Origin of the sequence: Xenorhabdus griffiniae, assembly GCF_037265215.1 — a bacterium.
Lineage (GTDB): Bacteria > Pseudomonadota > Gammaproteobacteria > Enterobacterales > Enterobacteriaceae > Xenorhabdus > Xenorhabdus griffiniae.
In genome coordinates this window covers 4,446,870-4,472,963 of record NZ_CP147737.1, presented here as the reverse complement: position 1 = coordinate 4,472,963, position 26,094 = coordinate 4,446,870, and the positions used below count along the sequence as shown (strand labels likewise).

Here is a 26,094-nt window from a genome sequence, read left to right as displayed (position 1 = left end):
TTGAACGAAAAACTGTTTTTGCTGATACTGCGGTGGAAAAGTGCTGGCTTTATCATCTAAATGAATAAAGCATAATCAAACGCATCATTTCTTTTAAAAAAGCACTGGACAGTACGACATTAAATCCGTACTATCCTCCACCGCAACGGCGTTAAGCGCCCGTAGCTCAGCTGGATAGAGCGCTGCCCTCCGGAGGCAGAGGTCTCAGGTTCGAATCCTGTCGGGCGCGCCATTTAAAGCGTGCAAGAGCAGTGGTAATGAGTTATCGTGGTCGGGCATTGTTGTATGTAAAAAGATAGCTGTTATGGTGGCTATAGCTCAGTTGGTAGAGCCCTGGATTGTGATTCCAGTTGTCGCGAGTTCGAGTCTCGTTAGCCACCCCATCTTTTTTATGAAACGCGAGGGTGGCGGAATTGGTAGACGCGCTAGCTTCAGGTGTTAGTGTCCTTACGGACGTGGGGGTTCAAGTCCCCCCCTTCGCACCATAAGAAAGATAAAAAATATATTTCGGCGAGTAGCGCAGCTTGGTAGCGCAACTGGTTTGGGACCAGTGGGTCGGAGGTTCGAATCCTCTCTCGCCGACCAGATTCTGAAAAAACCCTCGCGATAGCGAGGGTTTTTTCTTTCTAACAACCGCTCAGTCATTTCTTTTTTCTCTCGACTTTTTCTGCGAATAAAAATTCTTCCCTTTTTATTTTCCCATAATTTCCGTTTTATTTTTAATCAAGAAATGGAATGTGGTTGTTTTTGTTAAAGCATTAATATTATGTTTTTAAATATATTTTTGTATTGATGTTGTATTTCAACGACAAACCGCACGACTTGATGTCTCAAATAGGAGACGTTCAACAGTATGATTTATCTGGCCTATATGTAAATTGCTTGAATGGCGTCTCAAATGAGAGACGGTATTTTTAACGATGTTTGGTGAAAGTCAGGTTATCTATTATGGAAAGCCAGTCAAACCTTGGGTAAAGAAAATCTATCCTGATTGAAAAAGTTGGCACATAAAATGCCATATTCCAATCGTAGATACTCATTCCACTCCTTATGACAGCATATGACTTCATAAACCTAGGGATGATGTAGAGCTGATTGTCGGTGCCTATGGTCCACGTTATAGATGAGTAAGCATTTTGTCTTTTCATCGCAAACCGGACACAACGTTGAGTGAGGCACTATCCGTCTGTAGACCTGATTGTATTTATGCACCTGTCTTCTTTGATAGGTGTTTTTTTTGTCTGTAGAAAAGTGAGGATAGGTTTCAGGCGGTTTACCATGTGCTTTAATGGTGAATGCACCTCAGTTAACGGCTCCATTGCATTCCATATATTTCATCGTTAACTGAGGTGTGTCCTCCGCGCTTTATACTTCGACGTCGCTATCACGCTTCAAGGTCAGCATAAAGCCTTTATTGCGGGTTTGGGTGGCTTCTTCACGTTTTTGCAATCTGTCCAGTGCATCGGCAAGCCATGCGTAATCATGAGCATCTGGTCGCTGAGCAAGGGCGGCTTTAAATGCCGATTCAGCATTCGCCCATTCACCATGGTGCAAGGCAACTTGTCCCAGTGTACTATTGAGCAGTGGGGTTGCACCATGCTGCTTTAACAGGTGAGAGAGGGCTTTTTGTATGGCGTCAGAATCGCTTGCCTTAAGATGGGGAATTAATAGCAGCAACCGTTCGTCATATTGCTGTTTTAATCCGTCTAAAATGATTTGCTGGGCAGTTTCGTGATCATTGCATTCAATCAAATGCTCGGCCATGGCAACTTGCAGCACAATGTCATGGCGAATTTTGCGGCTTTGATCTTTCCACCATATTTTCAGCCCCGTACTGCTTTTTTCTGCCATAACCTGATTCATTAATCCAATATAGGCTTGCTGACGCAATTTCAGGATCTCTTCTTCACTATGCAGATTAGCTTTCAGCATAGAAGGCAAGATATCAATCAAGGATTGATAAGCGCCTGCCAGAGTGTAAGCCTGTTCCGCCAATCGTAATACTTCAGGGTGACGAGGAGCATAATTCAACAGCTTGTCCACACCAGCGTGCGCGGCATGAGTTTCACCTTGTGCTAATTGGACACGGATACGGGTAATATCAACCGGGAGTTGGTCTTTATCAGCAACCTCTGCCGCTTGTTCAATATATTGGTTGGTGCGGAAATAATCACCGCGCCGTTGGGCGGCCTCTGCCGCCAGCAGATAATTCACGACCGGAAGTTCTGCATGGTCAGCGTTGCGAGCCATCAGGCGCTCAACTTGCTTGAAGTCCCCTTCGGCAAATTTCAGCAGCGCCTGTTTGGTTTGTGAATGGGCTCGATGACGTTTATACCCACCAAAGATCCAGCTATGGGTAAATGTACTGGTGCGTTTCAAGCGACGATAACCCCAGCCGATGAAAATCAGCAGGAATTGCAGCAGCAGGAAAATGATCACCAATCCGGTGATACTGGTGGTGATATTGAGTTTGTCTGTCTGGATCAAAACATAGCCTTGATGACCTGACATTAAGGGGCCAACTACAATTCCTACGATAAGGATAATGAACAGCAAGAATATTTTTAGCATGTTCAGCTCTCCCCAACGGATGTTTTTGCTTGATCGATGGCTTCTGTTGTCGTTGGCTGTGATTGTGTTTCAGTTTGGGATTGCTTGGAATGCGGTAAATTATAAATACGCTTACGAACCAGTTCTGCCAATATGGGCTGGCTGCTCAGCTGTTCAGGCACATCGATGGATAACGGTTTCTTTTGCAGTGAGACAACGTTTGTTAAAAAGTTCTCTGCCTCCGGGTAAGAGGTATCAAAATAAGCATTCACCCAAGCTTGCACATCTTGCAATGCGTCCTGATAAATTTTAACTTGATGGCGAGGAACCGCCTGTGCAGCAATCAACAGCTTGGAACGAATGTTCTCGCGCAGGTAAACGCCTTGATTAGGTGCCAGCAATGGCTCTTTGCTGTTATCACGTGGGGTAATGGTAATGAAGTTATCCATAAAGCTGTGCCAGCTATTGCTCAGGTTCTGGCGCCAATCAGAGAGGGAAGCTGTGATCCCATGATCGTTTGCCTTCTCCGATATGGCTTGTTCTACTTTATTGGCAAGGTGTAAGTTATCGACTTGGTTTGATAGCTGATTTAGCATCAGGATAATACCATCTAAATCAATCTGTTTGATTTTGGTCAGAGAATCGATATCTGCCATGATAGCCTTACGAACATAGAGCAGGCTGGGATCATCCATTTCAGCCAGGTTCTGGTCGGCATCTTTCAACAAGGCGATGGCAGTAGTAATATCCTGTTCACTCCAGACTTTTCGGCCAGCCATCTTAACGAGGGAGCTTGCCTGTGCCAGTCGCCAGTTTTCAATATCTGTATTTGAAAATGCCGAAACACGTTTTTGAAGCTCTGCCATGCGGCCATCGAGCTGTTCACTTTGTGAGTTGGCTTGTTGTAAAGAATCCGTCAACTCTTGGAGTTTGGTGCCAAAGTTTTGCTGCTCGGCAGATTGCTGTTGTGTCAGAGAAGCCATCTCTTGTTGAAGAGCGAGATTTTCGGCTTTTAATGCTGCATTCTGCTGTTGACCATGATAATAAATATAAAGACCACCAACACCTATCGCCAAAGAAATGGCAATTGAAAGCGTATTACCTAACCAACCATAACGTTTAACCGCATCGGTAGGTTGCTTTTGTTCCGTCTTTTTTTGTTCCGTCATAATGGACATCCCATATTAATTTATTCCAGTGCCTGGATTAAGGCGTCATTATCTGCACTCTTGGCGACTTGTATTGTTTGCCAGCCCAACGTCTGGGCGATATGAGCAAGACGTTCGCTGACCACAATCAGCTTGCAATTCAGTAACCATGTTTTTCCATCGCTATCAGTGACTAAGTTATATAACAGTTGCAGCATTTCGCCACTTGTGACAACGATGGTTTTTATACCACATTGCTGCCAGTGACGACTGAAATCGGCGGTATCGTATTTAACTGGCTGGCGTGAATAACATTCACAGTAATCGACTACACCTCCACGGAGCCTTAATGTTGAGGCAATCACTTCACGACCGCCATTGCCTCGGAGCAATAAAACCTTTTTATTGTCCATTGACTGTAACGTGGGGAGTTGTAGTAGATCTTCACTGGTTTCACCTTGCTTAGAATAGAAGATTTCCAATCCAGTTGATTGATGAAACATGAGGGAAGTTGATTTGCCGATCCCATAATAGGATAGCTGTTCAGGCCATGACTGGCCTGTTTGAATAAGCTGTTCATTGGCATAATGAACAGCATTTTTTGATAATAGAAAAACCAGATCTCCCGCAGATAGCCATTGCAGTTTTTGTGGCAGTAATGGCAAATCTGCCCCCGGATGAATGGCAATGAGGGGAGCGCTGAAGGCTGATTTTCCAATAGACCGCAGTCGCTTGACCAATTCCTCTCCTGCGGGAACAGGGCGGGTGATCAAAATGCTCATTTCGGTAGGTTCCTCTGGTATACGCTAGCCAGAATCTGGCGTGCGCCTTTCTCCAATAACTCTTCCGCCAATGCGATACCCGCTTGACGGGCTTCTTTGGCTGAAACCACTCTTTCACCGCGTACGATCACTGTGCCATCAGGAGAGCCCACGAGCGCGCGTAGCCAAATATTCTCTCCTTGCCAGATGGCATAACTGCCAATCGGTACCTGACAGCCCCCTTCAAGGTGGGTGTTCATTGCTCTTTCAGCGAGAACGCAATCTTCTGTTCTTGCATGGTTCAAGGGCGACAGCAGTTCACGGGTTTGCTGATCGTCGAGCCGACACTCAATACCTACCGCTCCTTGGCCGACGGCTGGCAGCAATAACTCAGGCTCTAATGGCATACGAATGCGTTCTTCCAGCCCCAGCCGTTTCAGGCCCGCTGTTGCAAGAATAATGGCATCATAATCGCCGTTATCGAGCTTGTTCAGACGGGTTCCGACATTACCGCGTAAGTCACGAACGACAAGATCAGGACGTCGCTGACGGATTTGGCATTGGCGGCGTAAACTGGACGTACCCACAACACTGCCAGTCGGCAGGTCATCGAGCGAGGCGTATTTTACTGAAACAAAAGCATCCCGTGGATCATCCCGTTCGCAGATTGTGACCAATCCCAAACCATCAGGAAATTCGACAGGGACATCTTTCATGGAGTGGACGGCAATATCAGCTCGCTTTTCGAGCAGAGCTAATTCCAGTTCCTTCACAAACAGCCCTTTTCCTCCCACCTTTGCTAATGGCGTATCGAGGATAATATCGCCGCGTGTCACCATTGGAACCAGTTCTACTTGCAGTTCTGGATGAAAGTGTTTCAGTTGCTTTTGAACATATTGCGCTTGCCACATAGCTAATGGGCTTTGGCGGGTAGCGATGCGAATGGTTTTCATTGTCATGGATAAATCTATTAGGTAAGTATATTGGGTGACTGTATTCACTAATGATTTTTATATTCTTCATCTTGCAATTTTTGTTGCTTTATTGACCGTTTCATTAACGACTACGCAACTTGATTTGATGGAAAATAAGGGTTTTTAGTCACCAATTAGTGAGAAAATAGTGCCAGTTTTAACATCTCAATGATTTTTTTTCCAGTTACGAAAAAGCCAGAAAAAATCAAAATAGTATATGGGTATATACCAATCTAACTGCAAGATGCGTGTGATTTCTCCCCGCAAAGCGGGGAGAAATCAGGTTTTATAGCGTGTTGTCAATGGCAACTTGAAGTTTAATGCGTATACAATTTATGAAATAAAAATAATTTTAAATATTAAAATAATATTTTATTTGAATGGAGAAAATAAACAAAGAGATTGATTTAAAAGCAAATTGAAATTTGTGATTATCTTAATGATAAAAAGCGGTGAGAATATTTAACAATAAGAAAAATATTATTCAGTTAAATATTGATGAAAGAGTGATGTATTTACAATGCTTTACAACTACGATATGAAAAATAATCAACGGTAATCGTTGTGCTAAAAAAACATATTATTGTGTCTGTTTCGTGATTAACTTAATATTTTACAATGAGTTAATTGTATTTTGGCTATTGCAGGTGAAGAGGAAAGATGGTATTGCGTACTTTACGCTTTGATTGCAAGGTGTTAAATTGATCACGTTTCCGACAATAAGTTTGTAAAAATAATTTTAAATAATCTTGTAATACCATGCGTTATCGGAAACAGGGGACTACTTTGGGCACTGGAACTGATATCAGGCGAAACTCTTGTATCTCTATATTGAAACGCTGAAGCAGCGACTGGATGCAATTAACCAACTTAGATTAGAGCGCGCTACGAGCTTAATGAGTGACGCTTTCAAGCAAGTTTATAGTTTAATTCCAGTATTATTACATTATCATCATCCAATGATGCCAGGTTATATCAAAAGCGATGTTCCTCATGGCGTTTGTTTTTTTATGCCTGATGAAGCACAGCAGTTTTGGATTAATGATCTGGATAGTCAGCTGACAGGTGTCCTGCCAGATGTATCGTCACATACGTCTAATGGTGAATTGCCGATTACAGGAATTTATTCCATGGGCAGCACGTCTTCTATCGGGCAAAGTTGTTCTTCTGATTTAGATATTTGGGTTTGTCATCAATCTTGGTTAGATAGTGACGAGAAAGCTTTGCTGGAACAAAAATGTACCTTGATAGAACAGTGGGCGGCTTCACTGGGTACTGAGGTTACTTTTTTTCTGATTGATGAAAACCGTTTTCGGCATAATGCCTGTGGTAGTTTGAACGGTGAAGATTGCGGTTCTACCCAACATATCCTTCTGCTGGATGAATTTTATCGCACAGCGGTTTGTCTGGCTGGCAAGCGCTTGTTGTGGGCAATGGTTCCTGTGGAAGAGGAGGCTCATTATGATGAGTACGTCCTTTCTCTCTATGCTCAAGGTGTGTTGACGCCAAATGAATGGTTGGATCTGGGTGGCTTGGGAGAATTGTCCGCAGAAGAATATTTTGGGGCAAGCCTCTGGCAACTTTACAAGAGCGTGGACTCTCCTTATAAGGCTGTATTGAAAAGCCTGCTGTTGGAAGCTTATTCATGGGAATATCCCAATGGAAAGCTTCTGGCGATGGAAATGAAGCAATATTTTCATGACGGTGCAATTGTTTCTTTTGGTCTCGATGCCTATAGCATGATGCTGGAGCGTGTAACCCGCTACCTGACTGCCACGAATGACCTTGCGCGCCTTGATTTGGCGCGTCGTTGTTTTTATCTGAAGGTATGTGAGAAATTATTGGCAGGCCAGAATGATAAAGGTTGTACAGGATGGCGTCGTCAGGTTATGTCCCAGTTAGTGCGCGAATGGGGTTGGGATGAGAGTAAACTGGCTATGCTGGATAACCGTAATGCATGGAAAATTGAGCAGGTGCGTGATGCCCATAATGAATTGCTTGATACCATGATGCAGAGCTATCGCAACTTAATCCGTTTTGCCCGCCGTAATAATTTGAGTGTGAGTGCCAGCCCACAGGATATTGGCGTATTGACACGTAAATTGTATGCGGCTTTTGAAGCATTGCCCGGTAAAGTGACTTTGGTGAATCCTCAGATATCACCGGATCTGTCGGAAAAGGATCTGACCTTCATCTATGTCCCTCCGGGGCGAGTAAACCGTAGTGGTTGGTATCTTTATAACCATGCTCCCACGATTGAATCGATCACTGGTCATCAACCATTGGAATACAATCGCTATCTGAATAAATTGGTTTCCTGGACCTATTTCAATGGCCTGTTGGCTAAAGAAACTCGGCTCCATATTCATCACGGTGGCTCTCAGTGTGACAGGCAGAAATTATGTGATTTGGTGGATGACATTGCCGCTCATTTCCCAATCCGTCTACCTGCCCCTACACCAAAAGCACTATACAGTCCGTGTGAAATTCGTCACTTGGCGATCATTGTCAATTTAGAACAAGATCCAACGACTGCATTTTCTGATCAAATCGTTCGCTTTGATTTAAGGAACCTGAATGTTTTCAGTTTTGGCGAGTTGCAGCAATGTTTGGTAGGTAGCATTGATTTGCTTTACCGTAATTCATGGAATGAAGTAAGAACCTTGCATTTCAATGGCGAGCAATCGGTATTGGAAGCATTGAAAACCATATTGGGAAAAATGCATCAAGATGCAGCACCGCCATCTGATGTTGAAGTTTTCTGTTATAGCAAACACTTACGTGGATTGATCCGCACGCGTATCCAGCAATTAGTTTCGGAGTGTATAGAGTTACGCCTGTCCAGTAACCGACAAGATCCAAACCGTTTTAAGGCATTACGCATCTCAGGGCAAACATGGGGATTATTCTTCGAACGGTTAAACGTTTCGGTACAAAAATTGGAAAATGCAGTGGAATTCTATGGTGCGATTTCCAACACCAAATTGCATGGACTGCCAGTCAAAATTGACACCAAAGAAAAACACTTACCGCCTGTAATAGACGGTTTTGCTTGTGAAGGTATTATCCAGTTCTTTTTCGAAGATATTGAAGACAAACAAGGGTTCAATATTTATATTCTTGATGAATCAAATCGGGTGGAAATTTATTCCCATTGTGAAGGCAGTAAAGAAGAGTTAGTGCGAGATATCAGCCGGTTTTATTCATCATCACATGATCGTTTTACTTATGGCTCTAGCTTTGTCAATTTCAACCTGCCACAGTTTTATCAAATCGTTAAGAAAGGTGAGCGTACCCATGTCACTCCATTTATAGAGGGAGTGTATCCGGTGGCTGATATAGAAGCGAATGATACCAGGCTTCATATTGACGAGCGCCTTGATAAAACCTGTGGGGTACATGCACACGATCCTTATCATTCTTTATATCACTATTGATGTGATCAATTGTTTAAGCGCCTGTTTTATCAGGCGCTTTTATTAGATGTCTTTCGTTGACTCATTATTTTTATTTGGTTTTGATGAAATGCATCTTGCAGTCAGATTGGTATAGTCACGAAAATTGGAATGGCTCACCGCTTTGCTCAGTAATGGCTTGTGCCAGCATGGAGATAAAATTATTACCACTGCGGTCACAAATCCACTGGCTATCCTGATAATCAAAATGGTAACCACCATTTTTGGTTGCCAGCCATATCTGATGGAAAGGTTCTTGGCGGTTGATAATGATTTTGCTGCCATTTTCAAAACTCAGCGTCATCACACCGCCATTTGTTTCATAGTCAATATCCGTATCACCATCGTAATTATCCAGTTGCTCTTCAATATGAAACATCAATTGATCAGCCAATTGATGAAATTCGCTATCGTTCATGTTTATTTCCTATTTGCTTTTCAGGGCCTAGCTGCGATTATAGAGAGTATTGGCGCATGAATCACAGGCATTAATATAATGAAAAAACAACTTCGTTGGTCACTGGCTATCATAACATTACTTTCTCTGGCTGGTTGTGGCTTGAAAGGGCCTCTCTATTTTCCTCCAGCGGAAACATCTGCAACACAGCTACCTACGCATAAAATGGATCAGGTGCAGTCAGAAAAGTTGTTAGAAAACAGCTTATTAAAAGACAATATATCGATGAATGCATAATAGTGATTGGGTAATGTGATTTCTTCTGGAGTCGTATATGCAGTTCTCCAAAATGCATGGTCTTGGTAATGATTTTATGGTCGTTGATGCAGTGACCCAAAATGTTTATTTTTCTCCAGAGTTAATTTGCCGTCTGGCTAACCGGAATACGGGGGTGGGTTTTGATCAACTTTTGATTGTTGAAGCCCCCTATGATCCTGACTTAGACTTTCATTACCGCATTTTTAATGCTGACGGCAGTGAAGTTTCCCAGTGTGGTAATGGGGCACGTTGCTTTGCCCGTTTTGTCCGTCTCAAAGGGTTGACCAATAAGCGTGATATCAAGGTCAGTACACAAGCAGGCCGAATGATATTAAGCATCACAAATGATGATCAGGTCTGTGTCAACATGGGAGAGCCGGATTTTGAGCCGCAGCATATTCCGTTTCGCGCCAATAAGGCTGAGAAAACCTATATTATCCGCGCTATTGAACGGACGGTGTTGTGTGGCGTTGTGTCGATGGGGAACCCTCATTGTGTCATACAGGTTGAGGATGTGGACACTGCTGAAGTAGAAATATTGGGGCCTGCATTGGAAAGCCATGAACGTTTTCCTGAACGCGCCAATATTGGTTTTATGCAGGTAATAAATCGGGGCCATATTCGGTTGCGTGTTTTTGAGCGCGGTGCTGGTGAGACACGGGCATGTGGCAGTGGCGCGTGTGCCGCAGTAGCTGTCGGTATCCAGCAGGAGCTGTTGGATAATCAGGTTCGGGTTGATCTTCCGGGTGGGATACTGCAAATTCGTTGGGATGGGGCGGGTAAACCACTTTTTATGACTGGGCCTGCAACCCACGTCTATGATGGTACGATTCATTTGTGATTGATTCTGTATTCGCAGAGTCTCTCTCGAAATATGGGGCATTGGAAAATGAGTGAAAAAGACGATCCATTGCACATCGAAAACAGGCTGGATGATCAAGCAGTCTTGGATTATTTATTGAATAATCCAGATTTTTTTATCCGTAATGCCAGTATGATCGATAAGATAAGAGTTCCTCATCCAGTGCGGGACAGTGTCTCTTTAATGGAATGGCATATGAACCGCCAGAGGAAACGTATCTGTTATTTGGAAGACGATCTGAACCATTTGATAGCGCAGGCGAAACAGAATGAAGCGCTGTTCAGTAACCTATTGCAATTACTGTCGGATCTCTCTGGTGCCAAGAGCTTGCAGGATTTTCTGTCCTGCTTAACTTCATGGTCAAAAACTTTGGGGTTGAGTAACAGTTATATTCGATTGTTTAGTGATAAATGGCATCTTGGCGCACCATTGAATGTACCGGAACTGGCGATTTCCCGTCAGTCCTTTGAACCCGTCCGCATTAAGCGATTTGGCGAAAAGAATCATTATCTTGGCCGATTGCATGGCCCAGAGATTTTATTGTTGATGCCACAGGCACGTCATGTTGGCTCAGTGGCCATTTCCCTTTTAGGATCACGAGGGGATTTGGGTATGGTCATTTTCAATAGCCATGATAAACAGCACTATCACGAAGGCATGGGAACGGACATTCTCGCCCATTTAGCGAAGTTATTACCGGGTTTGTTGTCCCGTTGGATTGAACGCGCATGACTCAGCCGATTGATTTACTGTTAGCACCCGTGGAAGGCTTCTTGCACTATTTGCGGGTTGAGCGACGTTTAAGCCCTGTGACGATCACGAACTATCGACGCCATTTAGTCGTTTTGGCGGAAATGTCATTGGAGATGGGGATACTTGAGTGGCAGGAGTTAGATCCGGCTAAAGTCAAAATGTTTGCCTCCCGCAGTCGGCGGGCAGGCTTGCAATCTGCCAGCCTCGCTTTGCGCTTGTCTTCTTTGCGCAGTTTTCTTGACTGGATGGTAATGCAAAATAAGCTGGCGGCTAATCCGGCTAAAACAGTGAGTACTCCACATAAAAAACGCCACTTACCGAAAAATATGGATGTGGATGAAATTAACCAACTGCTCAATATTAATCTGAACGATCTGCTGTCAGTGCGTGACAGGGCCATGCTGGAAGTGATGTATGGCGCGGGATTGCGTTTATCTGAACTGGTGGGCTTGGATTGTCGCCATTTGGATTTGGAAGGCGGGGAAGTTTGGGTACATGGCAAAGGCAGCAAAGAACGTAAGGTGCCGTTTGGCCGTATGGCGCAGGAATGGCTCCAGCGTTGGCTGGAAATGCGGGGATTACTTGAGCCGGAAGATGATGCGGTTTTCATTTCCTCCAAAAGCGGAAAACGTCTCTCTGCCCGTAATGTACAGAAACGATTTGAACAATGGGGGATTCGGCAAAGTGTTAGCAGCCATGTTAACCCTCATAAATTGCGTCACTCTTTTGCCACACATATTCTGGAGTCCAGCGGAGATCTGCGTGCCGTGCAGGAATTACTGGGGCACGCGAACCTGTCGACCACCCAGATTTATACCCATTTGGACTTTCAGCACTTGACCAAAGTCTATGATGTGGCTCACCCCAGAGCCAAACGAGGAAAATCATAATGCGTTTTTATCGGCCTATCGCGCCATTTGCTGCGATGACATTCGATCTGGATGATACGCTTTACGATAACCATCCTGTAATCGATAAAACCGAAAAAGAAGTGTTGTGTTTTATCAGGCAGTACGATGCCAAATTCGGTCACTTTGAGCATGAAGATCTGCATTTATACCGTCAGGCGGTTCTTGAACGGGAACCTGATATTTATCATGATGTAACTTCATGGCGTCGGCAGTCCGCAGAACTGATGTTTACCCACCAGGGTTTCAATGATGAAGAAACCGTACGTGGTACAAATGAAATTATGTCTTGCTTTATGTACTGGCGTAATCAAATCGCTGTGCCAGAATCTACCCATAACACTTTGTCCATACTGGCGGAAAAAATGCCGTTAGTGGCAATTACCAATGGGAACGCGGAACCGGCTGCATGTGGGCTTGCCCGTTACTTTGAATTTGTTTTGAAAGCGGGCATAGATGGACGTTCCAAACCTTACCCTGATATGTACCAGCTCGCGGCAGAGCGGCTTAACCTGCCTATAAATCAGATCCTGCATGTGGGGGATAATCTGAATACAGATGTCGAAGGAGCACTTTGTAGTGGTATGCAAGCCTGTTGGATCAACATCGAGAATAAAAACTTGATGCAGGAACCAGAGGGGCGTCTGGTGCCACATATTGAGATTTCTGATTTGGCTTCTTTGGTAGCACTGATATAATTTCAAATCGAAATCTATATAAAAACATTAACAACTGACGGTAATTATGGACGTTTCTTATCTGCTCGAAAGCCTCAATGATAAACAACGTGAAGCGGTCGCAGCTCCCCGTAGTAATATGTTGGTACTGGCTGGTGCTGGCAGTGGTAAAACGCGCGTGCTGGTTCATCGGATTGCCTGGTTACTGTCAGTTGAAAATGCCTCGCCGTTTTCTATCATGGCGGTCACGTTTACCAATAAAGCGGCTGCTGAGATGCGGCACCGAATTGAAAACCTGATTGGCACCAGTCAGGGTGGTATGTGGATTGGTACATTCCATAGCCTTGCTCACCGCTTGTTGCGCGCCCATCACCTTGATGCAAATTTGCCGCAGGATTTTCAGATCCTCGATAGCGAAGATCAGCACCGCCTCATCAAACGCCTCATTAAAGCGATGAATCTGGATGACAAACAGTGGCCTGCCCGTCAGGGAATGTGGTATATCAATGGCAAAAAAGATGAAGGATTGCGTCCACAGCACATTGAAAGTTATGGCAATCCGGTAGAGGCAACCTGGCTGAAAATCTACCAGGCTTATCAGGAAGCCTGTGACCGAGCAGGGTTGGTGGATTTTGCCGAATTGTTACTACGCGCCCATGAACTTTGGCTGAACAAGCCACAAATCCTGCAACATTATCGTGAACGCTTCACGAATATTCTGGTGGATGAATTTCAGGATACTAACAGTATTCAGTATGCCTGGATCCGTCTTCTGGCTGGTGATAGCGGTAAGGTCATGATTGTCGGGGATGATGACCAGTCCATTTATGGCTGGCGTGGTGCACAGGTAGAAAATATCCAGCGTTTCCTCAAGGATTCTCAGGGAGCGGAAACGCTCCGTCTGGAACAAAATTACCGTTCGACCAGCAATATCCTTAAAGCGGCCAATGCCCTGATTGCTCATAACAGTGATCGTTTGGGTAAGAATTTGTGGACAGAAGGCAGCGAGGGAGAGCAAATTTCACTTTATTGCGCCTTCAATGAATTGGATGAGTCCCGTTATGTTGTCGGCCGTATCAAGCATTGGTTGGATAATGGCGGTGCACTGAAAGAGTGTGCGATCCTGTATCGAAGCAATGCTCAATCCCGCGTTCTGGAAGAAGCCTTATTGCAGGCTTCCATGCCTTACCGTATTTATGGCGGCCAGCGTTTCTTCGAACGCCAGGAAATCAAAGATGCCTTATCCTACTTGCGTCTGGTCGCAAACCGTCACGATGATGCAGCTTTTGAGCGCGTGGTGAATACACCTACACGTGGCATTGGCGACAGAACACTGGATGTGGTGCGTCAGGTTGCGCGAGATCAGCAAAAAACTTTGTGGGAAAGTAGTCTGGTATTGATACAGGAAAAAGTGCTGGCTGGACGTGCGGCATCTGCACTGCAACGCTTCATCGAATTGATCGATGCGCTGGAAACAGAAACACAGGAGATGTCGTTGCATGTGCAGACCGATCGCATTATCCGTGATTCTGGCCTATGGGCGATGTATCAACAGGAAAAAGGCGAAAAGGCGCAAGCGCGTATTGAAAACCTTGAAGAATTGGTCACAGCAACCCGTCAATTTAGTTATCAGGACGAGGACGAAAACCTGCTGCCATTGCAGGCTTTCCTCTCCCATGCTGCGCTTGAATCGGGGGAAGGTCAGGCGGATGCCTATCAGGATGCGGTGCAACTGATGACCTTGCATTCAGCGAAGGGTTTGGAATTCCCGCAAGTTTTTATTGTCGGTATGGAAGAGGGCATGTTTCCGAGTCAGATGTCCATCGAAGAAGGCGGTCGGCTGGAAGAAGAGCGTCGTCTGGCCTATGTAGGCGTTACTCGGGCGATGGAAAAATTGACGCTGACTTATGCGGAAAGCCGTCGTTTGTATGGCAAGGAAGTCCATCATCGCCCATCCCGTTTTATTGGAGAATTACCGACAGAATGCGTGGCAGAAGTTCGTTTGCGAGCAACGGTATCCCGCCCGGTCAGCCACAAACGGCTGGGCACACCTATCAGTGCCAATGACAGTGGTTATGCTCTTGGACAGCGTGTACGTCATCCCAAATTTGGTGAAGGGACGATTATCAATATAGAAGGTAGTGGGGAACATTGCCGCTTGCAAATCGCGTTTCAGGGTGAAGGTATTAAGTGGCTGGTAGCCGCTTATGCCAGACTCGAAACAGGCCAATAATCCGGTCGAAAGTTGACAGACTTTTTCTTCTAAGCGTAACATTCGCGCCTTACGATAAACGTAGGGAGTATAAGGAGACTTATGGTACATGCTGAACGCATTTAAATTAGAGAATAATCGCCTGCTCCGTCTTGAACTTGAAGAAGGTGATAAGTTATCAGACTCCATGTGGGTAGATTTAGTGGGGCTGGGGGATAATGATCGCCTCCGTGTCCAGAATGAGCTGGGACAAGTCCTGGCGACCCGCACCGAGTTGGATGACATTGAGGCATCAGCCCGTTTTTTTGAAGATGAAGATGGTATGCACGTCCATTCATTCTTCTACTTTGAAGATGCCGAAGACCATGCTGGCAACTCGACAGTCGCATTTACTATCCGTGACGGTCGTCTCTACACATTGCGAGAGCGTGAACTCCCTGCATTTCGATTATACCGAATGCGTGCCCGTAACCAGACGATGGTTGATGGAAATGCTTATGAGCTGTTGATGGATTTGTTCGAAACTAAGATCGAACAATTGGCTGATGTTATTGAAAACATCTATAGCGTGCTGGAATCCCTGAGCAGGGTCATTATGAATGGCAAACAGGGCGATGAGTTTGATTCTGCGTTATCTAACCTTGCTGAACAGGAAGATATTGGCTGGAAAGTCCGCTTGTGCTTGATGGATAGCCAGCGCGCCCTGAACTTCCTTGTGCGCCGTGCCCGCTTGCCTGCCAATCAGTTGGAACAAGCTCGTGAAATTCTGCGGGATATTGAATCGTTGCTGCCGCACAATGAATCCCTGTTCCAGAAAGTGAACTTCTTGATGCAGGCGGCGATGGGCTTTATTAACATCGAACAGAGCCGCATTATCAAGATCTTCTCCGTTGTCTCTGTGGTATTCCTGCCACCCACGCTGGTCGCATCCAGCTATGGAATGAACTTCGAATTTATGCCAGAGTTGCATTGGACATTCGGCTATCCTGCGGCGATTGGATTGATGATAGCAGCGGGTTTGGCTCCTTACCTTTACTTCAAACGCAAAAACTGGCTATAGCCATCTCACCCGCTATCTATTTTCTAATGAATTGCTTTGTCGGCTGTTTCCACTACCCCAAAAGCATATACGCATTAAACTTCAAGAACACTATATGAAACTTGATATCTCCCCGCGAAGCGGGGGAGATATCACACGCATCTTGACGTTAGATTGGTATAGATATTTTAGATAACACCTTGGGCAGTTTAGGAATGTTGTTGAAAAAATTGAGCTATTTCCGTAAACGGCGTTGCGTATAGAGCGCATCCAGAGTAAACAGAATCAAGGCAGCCCAAATAAAGCCAAAAGTGATTAAACGATCTGGTCCTATTTCCTCACCATAAACTAACGTTGCCAGCAAGAACATCAATGTTGGGCCAAGATACTGGAAGAAGCCCAGCGTGGACAAACGCAGATGCGCAGCGGCCGCGGTGAAGAGCAGCAGAGGCACCGTTGTAATAATACCGGCAGCAATCAACATAAGGTTCAAAGAGTACGTATTATCCAGCATATTACTTGTTGGACTATGGGTGAAAAACAGCAGGTAAATCAAGGCGACAGGGAATACCCAGGTTGTTTCAATCAACATACCTGTCTGTGCATCAACGCCCAATTTTTTGCGGATCAGACCATAGACCGCAAACGTCGTTGCTAAATACAAACCAATCACGGGGATAGAACCAAACTGCCATAGCTGGATCAAGACACCGGTAAAGGCCAATCCTACGGCAACCCACTGCATACGGCGGAAACGTTCACCAAGAAATATCATACCAAACAGCACGTTAACCAGAGGGTTAATAAAATATCCCAGACTTGCTTCCAGCAAATGCCCATTATTGACTGCCCAGATATAGGTAAGCCAGTTACTGGTAATAGTGAAGGCTGTAATGCCTAGCAATAGCAGTATCTTTGGTTGGCGAACAACAGCCCAGACCTGGCGCCAGTGACGAGTCAACGTCAGCAGCAGTACCATAAAAAAAACTGACCATATAACACGGTGTGACACGATTTCATCGGGTGGTACATATTGTATGGTTTTGAAGTAGATGGGCGCCAATCCCCAAATAAGATAAGCCCCCAAGGCATACAAGATACCTTTGGCAGTCTGTTGGTTACTCATAATATCCTTGAATGTTTAGAGAATGTTCAGAAAATCAGAAGAGCTGGTTAAGGTGGTAGCTCATAGACCTATACAATGTGTCATTGGGATGAATGATTTACAAGTAGTTAATAGCATGAAGAATAAATTAAATCTTTCCACTTAGCTAAATAGCACTTTATGCTAAGTGATTATGCTTAGGTAACAGGATTATCTATTTTTATACAATCTGACTCCTGTTTTATCTGTTATTCATAATTTAATTTCTTTTTAATTTAAAATTTTTTCATTAATTTCATGTAAAAACAAAGTATTAAGATATTTTCGGATTATTGGTTTCTAATCATAGCTAAGGTAGATTCAGCGTGGCTGCTGTTGGAAATCGTATCAGTGGTACTATGATTAATTTATTTGAATTGGCTTATAAATAGCCAAAACAGAACGTTATTACACCGTGGGATATGTGCCGCAAAATGACAAGGCCAACGCCTCGCCTGCAATACGCTTGCAAGGCCAATGGCTTAAAGCGGCGGGCTTTGATAAGGGCTGCACACTCACCGTTAAAATCATGGATGGTTGTCTGGTGCTGATCCCTGACAGTGACGACACCCGCATCATCAAACAACAGTACCAGCGCTAGCAGGATCAACTCAGTGGGATTAAGCTACGAATGCGGGAACTGATTGGGGAGTATAAAAGCCGCTAAGGGTCAGGACTGAGCAGCTATTGAAAAAAGAAGCAGGAAGATCATGGGGATCTTTCCGGCTTTTGATTTATAAATCAGTCACCACTAACCCTAATAGAACTGATTTGTATATTTTTTAACTTTTCTATTATTTTATTCAATTCACCTTTTCCATCTGTGATTCTATTTTCCATTTCAGTTAACTCATGAATAAAAGAAACAGCATCCTTATTTTTTAACAAACAGTTTGTTTTGTAATAATCTTTAATCTTGCTGAGATTTTTTGAACTACTCCATCTCGTTGAAGAAGAAAAAATACTTGAATGTAAAATCTCACTCATAACTATATGAGTAACTTCACCATTAATTGCCATAACATGTATATCAAGTCCCATAAAATCCTCAAAAAATCACATCAATTGGTTTCAAATCTCTAAATACACTTTGTGGGAAAGAAATGACAAAATCCCCATTTGATTCAGTAACAACCCTCACTTTATTTAATATTTCTTCTTCTGGAGTTATACCAACATCTCTTTTCATCACTTTTTCATATATAAATCGGTCGCCATCACGAGTAATTCTATCTGGGTTACGGAATACATCTCTTATTGTTGACTTAACATCAGCATTATTAAGAGTCCATTTGCTCTTATGAGACCAACCATCAACATTGCCAACATGCCTATCTTTTACATGCTGAACACCGTCTTTGGTTAAATTGATTTTTTTAGGAGGAAGAGGACACTTCGCTAACCCGAACGGATCTATCCAACCCGTCGGATTATGCACATAAGAATACGGGTTAAACCCGCCTGCCAGCCCCAACGGGTCAGGCGTCAGATACTGCCCAGCTACCGCCGAATAATACCTGTACCGAGTATAGACCAGCCCACTCTCGTCATCCAGCCACTGGCCGGCAATCCCCTGTTCGTTGTATTCATAAAACAGGTGATATGTTTGTGTACTGTCTGCATCGGCCAGCCATTATCGTGATAGCGGTAACGTGCCATCACTTCATTAAGCCCATTATCAGTACGACGGATTTCTTCCAGCAAACCGTTTTCACGGTATAGCAATATAAGTTCGGGGCCATCACTATGGCTCACCTTAATCAGTTGATGTTGTTCACTATAATGAAAGCGAATAGTGTTATCGTTGCAGTCACGGTGTTCCGTCAGTCGCCAGCACAGGGTGCCATCTTTCTCTGTTGCAGTCGGTAAGGTGAAATATTTGCGAATTGAACTATGGCGATCACTTAGGATAATCCCTTGTTTATATCGGCTTAGTTTGAAATTAGGGTGTTCGGGATTGACGCTGTGGTTATAACTGTCTGGTAGGGCAAAGTGAAGTGAGGCGCCCTCTGTCGTCAGAATTTCTACCCGATCCCCGGTGACGAGGGCACATTCGGAGAAGTTATCCAGCCAGTTTTCTCCCAGTAATCCACGATACCCAGGGGACCAACTGCGGGTAAATTGCAATGGTACCGTTTGTCCTAACTCGATATCGGTACGTTGTTCAAACAGAGAACCCGTAGTGACATCTATCGGGTCGCCTGTAAAAAATTTTTTGGTGCTTTCTGTATAACGCTTCAACCCATTGTTTTCTTTGAAAGCATTTTTGGCACAACTTATATTTTTACCTCCAATGATCTCGACCGCTTTTTTGATCCGCCAGTTGTTTTAGTCTCTCTAAGTTATGTTGGGTCGTTTCTTTATCATCACCAAAAGCCCGTTTCAACGCACCCCAAATAATCTGAGCCTGATTTTCCCGTGTGGAAGACGCAACGAGGGCAGCCAGATACAACTTCTCTTGCTCTGAGATTAACGGTGGTGTGTTTTTTTTCTGTGTAGCCGATGTCGTTGGCTGCGATGCGGGTGTAGGCAGATAAACCTGCAATTGACCAAAATTAGCAGCAGGTTCGGCAACTGTACCGGCATTCGTGTACCACAACGGTTGCAGGCAGGATTTAGCGAATACCGGCTTAGCAATCAGTTGAACAATGACCACATACCGACGGTAAAGAATCCCAAACAGAAAAAAAGCGATGATGTCGCTTCGCTCCCCTTGTGATTGTACCACATTGGAGCATTAGGCAGCTTTGCGTGAAATTCTGCTTTTTGGTGATTTTATCGCCAGATATCAAAAAGGATCTCAAGACGATCTTTTTTGTTTTTATGCTCCTATTGCAAGTTTTTCTAATGTGTTAAGTTATCGTCTCTGGCTTAGCACTCAAGTCAGCATTATTTGAATAAAAAACTAGGACGGTAATATTTATGTCATACATGATATATCTAACATTAAATGGTAAGAAGCAGGGCTTAATATCAGCAGGGTGTTCAACTCTTGATTCTATAGGGAATCGGCATCAAAAAGGACACGAAGATCAAATACAGGTACTCAGCCTGAGTCATGCAATTTCACGTCAGCAGAACGTGAGTCACCAGCCAATACAGTTCATCAAACCAATCGACAAATCATCACCATTGCTGGCAATGGCAATAGACTCCAATGAGTCACTAAATGGCAGTTTTATTTTTTACAGAACGAGCCAAGCAGGCCAATTAGAATTATTCTATGAAGTAAAAATTACAGAAGCCACTATTACAGATATTTCCTGTGTGTACCCACATTCTATAAATGATCATGATATGATGCCATATGAAAAAGTCTCCTTAAACTATAAATCTATATCATGGAATCATGTAACTGCTGGAACATCAGCTTATAGCATCTGGGAAGATAGGACATTGTAAACATAAAGCTAAGCATATAATACATATGCTTAGCGACACATTTCTGGATATTTCACATATTTATTTAATGCGCCAACTGACATTTTTTCACAAACTATATATCCTTCTTCCTTTAATTTCGAATCCAAATACCAAGACAATGGAAAACTTAAAAATAAAAAAATAAAAAAAATTATAGTAAGTGTCTTTATTAGCTTATTATTAAGCTTCATTATTTTTGATGTAATAGTATAATAAAAAGCACATGAGAACATATATATAAAAAGTGGAAAACCAGATAAAATAGCAATGGATTTCCAAGAGAAATTTATTTCATCCCGAACATAAAATATGGATAAAATATCATCAATAATAAATGCAGTACAAAATATCATAGCTAAAATTAAAGAAAAACATCCTATTATGATAATAGCTTTATTCTTATTACTCATACCATCCTCATCATCAATTTGTAGAGTATTTAGAACGGAGTTTACATGGTTGAAAACCCCGTTAAACTTGGATTATATTACTATGTAACGCGATGCTCAACTTTAACCTCTTATGACATGGGCTTGTTGAAGCCAGTCTCGTTGACCAATGACGGTTTCAATTAAGCGCTGTTTGGCATTAATGCTCTTTCTCGTTTCTCTGGGGACGGGGTCATCCATATTGGCCCGCACCGGGGTTATCATTTCAATACCCGACTGCTTCATTTCCCGTTGAAATTCAACACCTAAATAGCCTTTATCGCCGAACAAATAGCCTTGTATCGAATCGACCACATCCCAGGTTGCTTCACGCTCGCTGACATTGGCGGGCGTCAGCGTAAACCCGGTTACCACGCCCGTTTCATCTATCATTAGGTGTCCTTTAAAGCCGTAGTCAGTTTCGTTTTTGGCGGAGCAGTATCCGTAATCGGCTTGTCCTTTAAAGTGGGCACTGCCTTTTGCTCTTTTGAATCTACAGATGGGCAGTGGAAATCCGTCAATAATATGTACTGGCCTGTCGAACGCCCCCAATAACCTCGCCAGCTTTTCTTGCAGTTTTTGTTTAACAACCCAAAGATTCGCAACCTGTTTAGCAAAATTGGCGCGTGAACCCAGTCCCGGAAACCACTCACGCCAGTGATCACGGAAGTACGTCCAAATTCCTTTATCCGTTGAAAACCCTAAGAATTCACCCACCTCCATCGTAATGGCTTCCGCATCACTGAGTTTAGGTGAGTGTCCCCGGTTTCTGAATCGAGTGTTTTGCTGTAACGCCGTTAAATTATCGTATACCCAACAAAACACCCAAATGATAAAATCTTGCTGTGACATAGCCTTTTGTTCCTTTATTTCTCTCAGTTTGGCGATTTAAAGTTATAAAGGACTGGCTATGTCATTTCAACTCACCATGAAAATTGAGCATCGCGTTACTATGTAAATCGCCTGCTTATTAATACCACAATAATAAAATCACCATTTTAATTTTATTTCATTACAAGGTAAACCAAATGGTTGCATACATGGTCTCGGATACTTAGCCGCTAATTCATCCATTTTACGCAAGTGGTCTATCAGAGCTTTACTTAACCCATATTTATTATCAATATAATATAATAAAGACCCAACCAAAATACCAGCCACAATTGCCGCAGCAGCTACAGCAAGTACATAAGTACCCGCAGTCAAAAATACTCCAGCAGCAGCTGTAACTACAACTCCAGCCAAAAATCCAACTGCTGTTTTTGCCGCATCCATAGTTATATTTCCATAGAAATTATAAATATCATACTCATCTCTAAAAGCAAGTTCCAATAATCTGTAACCCGCTGCGACAAAAACAACTTTCCTAGTTCCATCAATGATGCCATTTTTCATTCCTTGTGTTCCTATTCCCATTTCAATTATTTTCCAATTATTAACTTTATATTTAGCAGCGGTTAAAAACTTTCTAACACCTGTTCGTCCGGTTAACTTTATGCTTCTATTTCCATATCTATCAACAAACTCAGTAACTTTAACCCCAAAGTTACTACTTAGTTCTTTTGATAATTTATGAAAACCTTTAGCATCAATAATATTACCTGTAAATGATGTGACAACATCCATACATAAATAACCAGCTTCTTTCCATGATGAATTAGGATTTGGTCCACATAAATTTGTCATAAAATAGACAGCTTCTTCATACGTGAGGAAAACATAAAGATCTTCGTTGGCAGTTAATTTTTTTTGAAGTTCACTTTGCAGTTCAGAATATCTTTTCTCTCTTATTAATTTGCTATCACTTAAAGTTACTAATGTTCCATTTTCAAAACCAATAGAACCATCCATAAATGCTCTTTCAAATTCACGTCTACTCATTTTACACCCCATAAGATTACACAACACGATATTTTGTCTAATATCTTATCGGACTCCGCTATTTTTTCTTTAGGTTTACTGAATTATTGGGAAGTGTAATTTGGCAGAGGGATACGGCATTCTTCCCTGAACCGACAACGAGAGCGACAATCCATATGTCCTTACCCCACAAACTTAAAAGTTTTGTCGTTCAGATAACAGCAAGGAGGATATAGCACTTCTTTAGCTTGTATAATAAATGATCTGGCAAATGTGATTGGAATCACTTAATAATTTATGTAAATCAATAAATTATAAACTAATGGTGGGGTTGAAAATGAACATGCCCATGAAAAGAGAATGCGTTTTGCTGGCACATTCCTTCATTTATTATAAGCTTGTATTTTGGGCATGAGTTGGGTATTAGTTTTTGCTATTGGGGTTTGAAAATATCAACCAACCAAATAAGTCCCCATCGCACTGGCGATATGCATTTGTTTTTCATTATGTAATTCAATTCTGGCGACAGAAACTTTATTACCAGCACGGATAAGATTACAACTGGCAGTAAATACTTCACCACGTCCGGGGCGCAGATAATCCACGCGTAAATCAATCGTGCCCAATGTGGTTAGACGTTTTTGGATCTCTGCGATGGTCATTGCTTCAACTGAAGTCAATGCATTGCCTGCACAAACCAGCCCTCCAGCAACATCTAATATGGAAGCGATTGCACCACCGTGTAGAATTTTATGAATCATATTGCCGATCAATTTTTCTTGGTAACAAAATTGCAGTTCTGCGTAGTCTTGTTCGAAGCGGAGCAGCTCGAGGCCCAACAGACGATTGAATGGCATATGATAAACAAAGATTTCACCTATAAATTTACGGGCTTCTTCTGGGGTTAGAATAGTGTCTACTGGCTGAATATTTTCCATGGTGATTTTCCTGATAACCTGATAATGAAAAGTAAAATCAACGGATATTAAATGCGCTTATATGGTTAATGAATTGTTAAGTTTATGCTTTCGCTATCGACTTTGCCAGTCTGTGAAGCGCTTCGAGAAACAATTCATGGGGAAAAAAACGGACTACAAAAAATAATCATATAGCGTGTAGAATAAGCGGTAATTTTTTATATACAGGTGATTGGATAGCAACTGTATTTTTATAGCCTATTTTTAGGCTTTTTCAGGGATTAGCTTCTAACGATCGAGGAAAAGCGTGTCTACCGCAGAACTCATCAGCACGGCATCGCTGGCTGAACAAGCATTACGAAAAACATTCGGATACCAGCAATTTCGTCCGGGACAGCAGCAAGTTATTGACGCCGTTCTTGACGGACGAGACTGTCTGGTGGTTATGCCAACGGGAGGCGGTAAGTCACTGTGCTACCAGATCCCTGCATTGGTTAAAAATGGGTTGACTCTGGTTGTGTCTCCACTCATTTCATTGATGAAAGACCAGGTTGATCAGCTACGTGCGAATGGTGTTGAAGCGGAATGTCTGAACTCAACTCAAAATCGTGAACAGCAATTTGATATCATCCAACGTTGTCGTCATGGGAGCGTTAAACTGCTTTATATCGCCCCTGAACGGTTAGTAACGGATAATTTTCTTGACCAGCTTCGCGACTGGCAGCCTGTTTTATTGGCTGTCGATGAAGCTCATTGTATTTCTCAATGGGGGCATGATTTTCGCCCAGAATATCGGGCATTAGGGCAACTTCGTCGCCGTTTCCCCGATCTTCCGGTGATAGCACTAACCGCTACAGCAGATAAAACAACCCGCCAGGATATCGTTCGTTTACTGGAGTTGCATGAGCCGATTATCCATATCAGCAGCTTTGATCGCCCCAATATTCGCTATACCTTAGTTGAAAAATACAAACCACTTGATCAGCTCTGGTCATTTGTCCGCGGCCAGCAGGGGAAAAGTGGCATTATCTATTGCAATAGTCGTAATAAAGTGGAAGAAACCGCGGAGCGTCTGCAAAAGCGGGGGGTAAGTGTTGCGCCTTACCATGCAGGGCTGGAAAACAGTCAACGGGCATGGGTACAAGATGCTTTCCAGCGAGATGATTTGCAGGTCGTGGTAGCAACGGTTGCATTTGGTATGGGAATTAATAAACCTAATGTGCGTTTTGTCGTGCATTTTGATATTCCCCGTAATATCGAATCTTATTATCAGGAAACTGGCCGGGCTGGGCGAGATGGCTTACCGGCGGAAGCTGTGCTGTTTTACGATCCTGCGGATATGGTATGGTTGCGTCGCTGTTTAGAAGAAAAGCCCGCCGGTGAACAACAGGATATTGAGCGGCATAAACTCAATGCTATGGGCGCATTTGCACAGGCACAGACCTGTCGGCGTTTGGTATTGTTGAATTATTTCGGAGAAAGTCGCCAAACAGCGTGTGGCAACTGTGATATTTGCCTTGATCCTCCCAAACGCTACGATGGTCTGGTAGAAGCACAGAAAGCGCTATCCTGTATCTATCGCGTTGGACAACGTTTTGGCATTGGCTATATTGTAGAAGTGCTACGTGGTGCGAATAATCAACGCATTAGAGATTTTGGACACGACAAACTGCCTGTTTATGGCATTGGTAAAGAACAGAGTCAGGAACATTGGATGAGCGTCTTGCGTCAGCTTATTCACCTGGGGCTTATCAGCCAAAACATTGCCAACTATTCTGCTCTGCAATTGACCGAGGCGGCACGGCCGATATTGCGTGGTGAAGTGTCTCTACAACTTGCCGTACCACGTATCCAAAACTTGAAAAGCCGCAATCAGCAAAACAAATCATACAGTGGTAACTATGATCGCAAGTTATTTGCTAAGTTGCGCAAATTGCGTAAATCCATTGCTGATGAAAACAATATTCCACCTTTTGTTGTTTTCAATGATGTCACGTTAATTGAGATGGCAGAACAGTGTCCAATAACGCCGGATGAACTTTTGCTGATTAATGGCGTTGGTCAGCGGAAATTGGAGCGTTTTGGTGATGCCTTTATGGCCTTAATCCGAGAGCATTTTGAAGAATTCGAGTAACTGAGAGATTTAAATAACTATCCCAATCGCCTTTCAAGATGAGCCTTATATCTCCTCCGCGAAGCGGAGAGATATAAACAATCACATTGATTTGCAAGCTGCAACTTGAAGTTGAATTGGTATAAAGGACAATG

Annotated in this window: 25 protein-coding genes, 4 tRNA genes and 2 pseudogenes; 15 read left to right on the top strand and 16 right to left on the bottom strand. The window is 43.3% G+C overall.

All coding sequences use genetic code 11. The annotated features are described in order from the left end of the window. The first annotated feature begins 155 nt into the window (after positions 1-155). The 4 genes from WDV75_RS20425 (at position 156) to WDV75_RS20410 (ending at position 585) form a co-directional block, all read left to right on the top strand. Positions 156-232, top strand: a tRNA-Arg gene (locus tag WDV75_RS20425). A 75-nt stretch (positions 233-307) separates the two neighbouring features. Continuing rightward, positions 308-383, top strand: a tRNA-His gene (locus tag WDV75_RS20420). A 15-nt stretch (positions 384-398) separates the two neighbouring features. Continuing rightward, a tRNA-Leu gene (locus tag WDV75_RS20415) sits at positions 399-485 on the top strand. Positions 486-508: 23 nt separating this feature from the next. Continuing rightward, positions 509-585, top strand: a tRNA-Pro gene (locus tag WDV75_RS20410). Between the two features lie 329 nt (positions 586-914). Here WDV75_RS20410 and WDV75_RS20405 read toward each other — a convergent pair. The 5 genes from WDV75_RS20405 to hemC form a co-directional block, all read right to left on the bottom strand. After that, positions 915-1,040 carry a hypothetical protein gene (locus WDV75_RS20405; protein ID WP_273559692.1) on the bottom strand — a complete coding sequence of 42 codons (126 nt, stop codon included), beginning with the start codon at positions 1,038-1,040 and terminating at the stop codon, positions 915-917. A 325-nt stretch (positions 1,041-1,365) separates the two neighbouring features. Continuing rightward, entirely contained in the window at positions 1,366-2,571 is a 1,206-nt protein-coding gene (gene hemY, locus WDV75_RS20400; RefSeq protein ID WP_273559689.1) for a protoheme IX biogenesis protein HemY, read from the bottom strand. Positions 2,572-2,573: 2 nt separating this feature from the next. Then, positions 2,574-3,728: a uroporphyrinogen-III C-methyltransferase gene (hemX, locus tag WDV75_RS20395; RefSeq protein ID WP_420497521.1), complete on the bottom strand. Its 1,155-nt coding sequence runs from the start codon at positions 3,726-3,728 to the stop codon at positions 2,574-2,576. Between the two features lie 11 nt (positions 3,729-3,739). After that, positions 3,740-4,480, bottom strand: a complete 741-nt coding sequence (hemD, locus tag WDV75_RS20390; protein WP_273559686.1) for a uroporphyrinogen-III synthase — start codon at positions 4,478-4,480, stop codon at positions 3,740-3,742. Next, on the bottom strand, positions 4,477-5,418 hold the full coding sequence (hemC, locus tag WDV75_RS20385; protein ID WP_273559684.1) for a hydroxymethylbilane synthase: 942 nt from the start codon (positions 5,416-5,418) through the stop codon (positions 4,477-4,479). Before hemC ends, hemD begins: the two co-directional genes overlap by 4 nt. Before the next feature lie 833 nt (positions 5,419-6,251). On the opposite strand from hemC, the gene WDV75_RS20380 reads away from it, so the two are divergent. Beyond that, a complete protein-coding gene (locus WDV75_RS20380) occupies positions 6,252-8,870 on the top strand; it encodes a class I adenylate cyclase (RefSeq protein ID WP_273559682.1) in 2,619 nt (872 codons plus the stop codon). Between the two features lie 115 nt (positions 8,871-8,985). Here the strand turns inward: WDV75_RS20380 and cyaY are convergent, their stop codons facing one another. Continuing rightward, positions 8,986-9,306 (bottom strand): iron donor protein CyaY, encoded by a 321-nt coding sequence (gene cyaY, locus WDV75_RS20375; RefSeq protein WP_273559680.1) that lies wholly within the window; start codon positions 9,304-9,306, stop codon positions 8,986-8,988. A 78-nt stretch (positions 9,307-9,384) separates the two neighbouring features. Between cyaY and lptM the strand changes: the two genes are divergently transcribed. The 7 genes from lptM to corA all read left to right on the top strand — a co-directional run bounded on the left by lptM (position 9,385) and on the right by corA (position 16,075). Then, complete coding sequence (gene lptM / locus WDV75_RS20370) at positions 9,385-9,582, top strand: LPS translocon maturation chaperone LptM (RefSeq protein WP_189759404.1); 198 nt, start codon at positions 9,385-9,387, stop codon at positions 9,580-9,582. Positions 9,583-9,619: 37 nt separating this feature from the next. Then, complete coding sequence (gene dapF / locus WDV75_RS20365; protein ID WP_273559677.1) at positions 9,620-10,444, top strand: diaminopimelate epimerase; 825 nt, start codon at positions 9,620-9,622, stop codon at positions 10,442-10,444. Positions 10,445-10,492: 48 nt separating this feature from the next. Beyond that, the gene (locus WDV75_RS20360; RefSeq protein WP_273559675.1) at positions 10,493-11,197 is read left to right on the top strand and encodes a DUF484 domain-containing protein; all 705 of its coding nucleotides are present in this window, start codon (positions 10,493-10,495) and stop codon (positions 11,195-11,197) included. Next, complete coding sequence (xerC, locus tag WDV75_RS20355; RefSeq protein ID WP_189759407.1) at positions 11,194-12,108, top strand: tyrosine recombinase XerC; 915 nt, start codon at positions 11,194-11,196, stop codon at positions 12,106-12,108. The genes WDV75_RS20360 and xerC overlap by 4 nt, the downstream gene beginning before the upstream one ends. Further along, the gene (gene yigB / locus WDV75_RS20350; RefSeq protein WP_273559672.1) at positions 12,108-12,824 is read left to right on the top strand and encodes a 5-amino-6-(5-phospho-D-ribitylamino)uracil phosphatase YigB; all 717 of its coding nucleotides are present in this window, start codon (positions 12,108-12,110) and stop codon (positions 12,822-12,824) included. Before xerC ends, yigB begins: the two co-directional genes overlap by 1 nt. Before the next feature lie 46 nt (positions 12,825-12,870). Continuing rightward, positions 12,871-15,036, top strand: coding sequence for a DNA helicase II (gene uvrD / locus WDV75_RS20345; RefSeq protein ID WP_273559670.1), 2,166 nt, complete (start codon positions 12,871-12,873; stop codon positions 15,034-15,036). Between the two features lie 88 nt (positions 15,037-15,124). Then, a complete protein-coding gene (corA, locus tag WDV75_RS20340; protein WP_273559668.1) occupies positions 15,125-16,075 on the top strand; it encodes a magnesium/cobalt transporter CorA in 951 nt (316 codons plus the stop codon). Between the two features lie 214 nt (positions 16,076-16,289). Here the strand turns inward: corA and rarD are convergent, their stop codons facing one another. After that, on the bottom strand, positions 16,290-17,180 hold the full coding sequence (gene rarD, locus WDV75_RS20335) for an EamA family transporter RarD (protein ID WP_273559666.1): 891 nt from the start codon (positions 17,178-17,180) through the stop codon (positions 16,290-16,292). Between the two features lie 442 nt (positions 17,181-17,622). Here rarD and WDV75_RS20330 point away from each other — a divergent pair, with 442 nt between their 5' ends. Continuing rightward, positions 17,623-17,799 carry a SymE family type I addiction module toxin gene (locus tag WDV75_RS20330; protein WP_338860389.1) on the top strand — a complete coding sequence of 59 codons (177 nt, stop codon included), beginning with the start codon at positions 17,623-17,625 and terminating at the stop codon, positions 17,797-17,799. A 140-nt stretch (positions 17,800-17,939) separates the two neighbouring features. Here the strand turns inward: WDV75_RS20330 and WDV75_RS20325 are convergent, their stop codons facing one another. From WDV75_RS20325 to WDV75_RS20315, 5 genes and pseudogenes are all read right to left on the bottom strand, one after another. Then, positions 17,940-18,239 carry a hypothetical protein gene (locus tag WDV75_RS20325; protein WP_273559664.1) on the bottom strand — a complete coding sequence of 100 codons (300 nt, stop codon included), beginning with the start codon at positions 18,237-18,239 and terminating at the stop codon, positions 17,940-17,942. A gap of 7 nt (positions 18,240-18,246) precedes the next feature. Next, the gene (locus WDV75_RS22265; protein ID WP_422399055.1) at positions 18,247-18,636 is read right to left on the bottom strand and encodes a hypothetical protein; all 390 of its coding nucleotides are present in this window, start codon (positions 18,634-18,636) and stop codon (positions 18,247-18,249) included. Positions 18,637-18,657: 21 nt separating this feature from the next. Next, positions 18,658-18,735 (bottom strand): annotated as a pseudogene (locus tag WDV75_RS22260) (type IV secretion protein Rhs); the annotation flags it as partial. Next, positions 18,699-19,439 (bottom strand): DUF6531 domain-containing protein, encoded by a 741-nt coding sequence (locus tag WDV75_RS20320; RefSeq protein WP_420497520.1) that lies wholly within the window; start codon positions 19,437-19,439, stop codon positions 18,699-18,701. The gene WDV75_RS20320 and the pseudogene WDV75_RS22260, both read right to left, overlap by 37 nt. Positions 19,440-19,482: 43 nt before the next feature. Next, positions 19,483-19,926 (bottom strand): hypothetical protein, encoded by a 444-nt coding sequence (locus WDV75_RS20315; RefSeq protein ID WP_273559662.1) that lies wholly within the window; start codon positions 19,924-19,926, stop codon positions 19,483-19,485. A 194-nt stretch (positions 19,927-20,120) separates the two neighbouring features. Between WDV75_RS20315 and WDV75_RS20310 the strand changes: the two genes are divergently transcribed. After that, positions 20,121-20,600 (top strand): Hcp family type VI secretion system effector, encoded by a 480-nt coding sequence (locus WDV75_RS20310; RefSeq protein WP_273559660.1) that lies wholly within the window; start codon positions 20,121-20,123, stop codon positions 20,598-20,600. Positions 20,601-20,629: 29 nt separating this feature from the next. Here WDV75_RS20310 and WDV75_RS20305 read toward each other — a convergent pair whose 3' ends face one another. From WDV75_RS20305 to WDV75_RS20290, 4 genes and pseudogenes are all read right to left on the bottom strand, one after another. After that, positions 20,630-21,031 (bottom strand): DUF1240 domain-containing protein, encoded by a 402-nt coding sequence (locus WDV75_RS20305; RefSeq protein ID WP_273559657.1) that lies wholly within the window; start codon positions 21,029-21,031, stop codon positions 20,630-20,632. A gap of 141 nt (positions 21,032-21,172) precedes the next feature. Further along, positions 21,173-21,901: pseudogene (locus tag WDV75_RS20300) on the bottom strand (IS982 family transposase); the annotation flags it as partial. 138 nt (positions 21,902-22,039) lie between these two features. Then, positions 22,040-22,930, bottom strand: coding sequence for a hypothetical protein (locus WDV75_RS20295; RefSeq protein ID WP_273559653.1), 891 nt, complete (start codon positions 22,928-22,930; stop codon positions 22,040-22,042). Positions 22,931-23,361: 431 nt separating this feature from the next. Then, positions 23,362-23,847 (bottom strand): thioesterase family protein, encoded by a 486-nt coding sequence (locus WDV75_RS20290; RefSeq protein ID WP_189759847.1) that lies wholly within the window; start codon positions 23,845-23,847, stop codon positions 23,362-23,364. A 286-nt stretch (positions 23,848-24,133) separates the two neighbouring features. On the opposite strand from WDV75_RS20290, the gene recQ reads away from it, so the two are divergent. After that, positions 24,134-25,960 (top strand): ATP-dependent DNA helicase RecQ, encoded by a 1,827-nt coding sequence (recQ, locus tag WDV75_RS20285; protein ID WP_273559650.1) that lies wholly within the window; start codon positions 24,134-24,136, stop codon positions 25,958-25,960. The last annotated feature ends 134 nt before the right edge of the window (positions 25,961-26,094 follow it).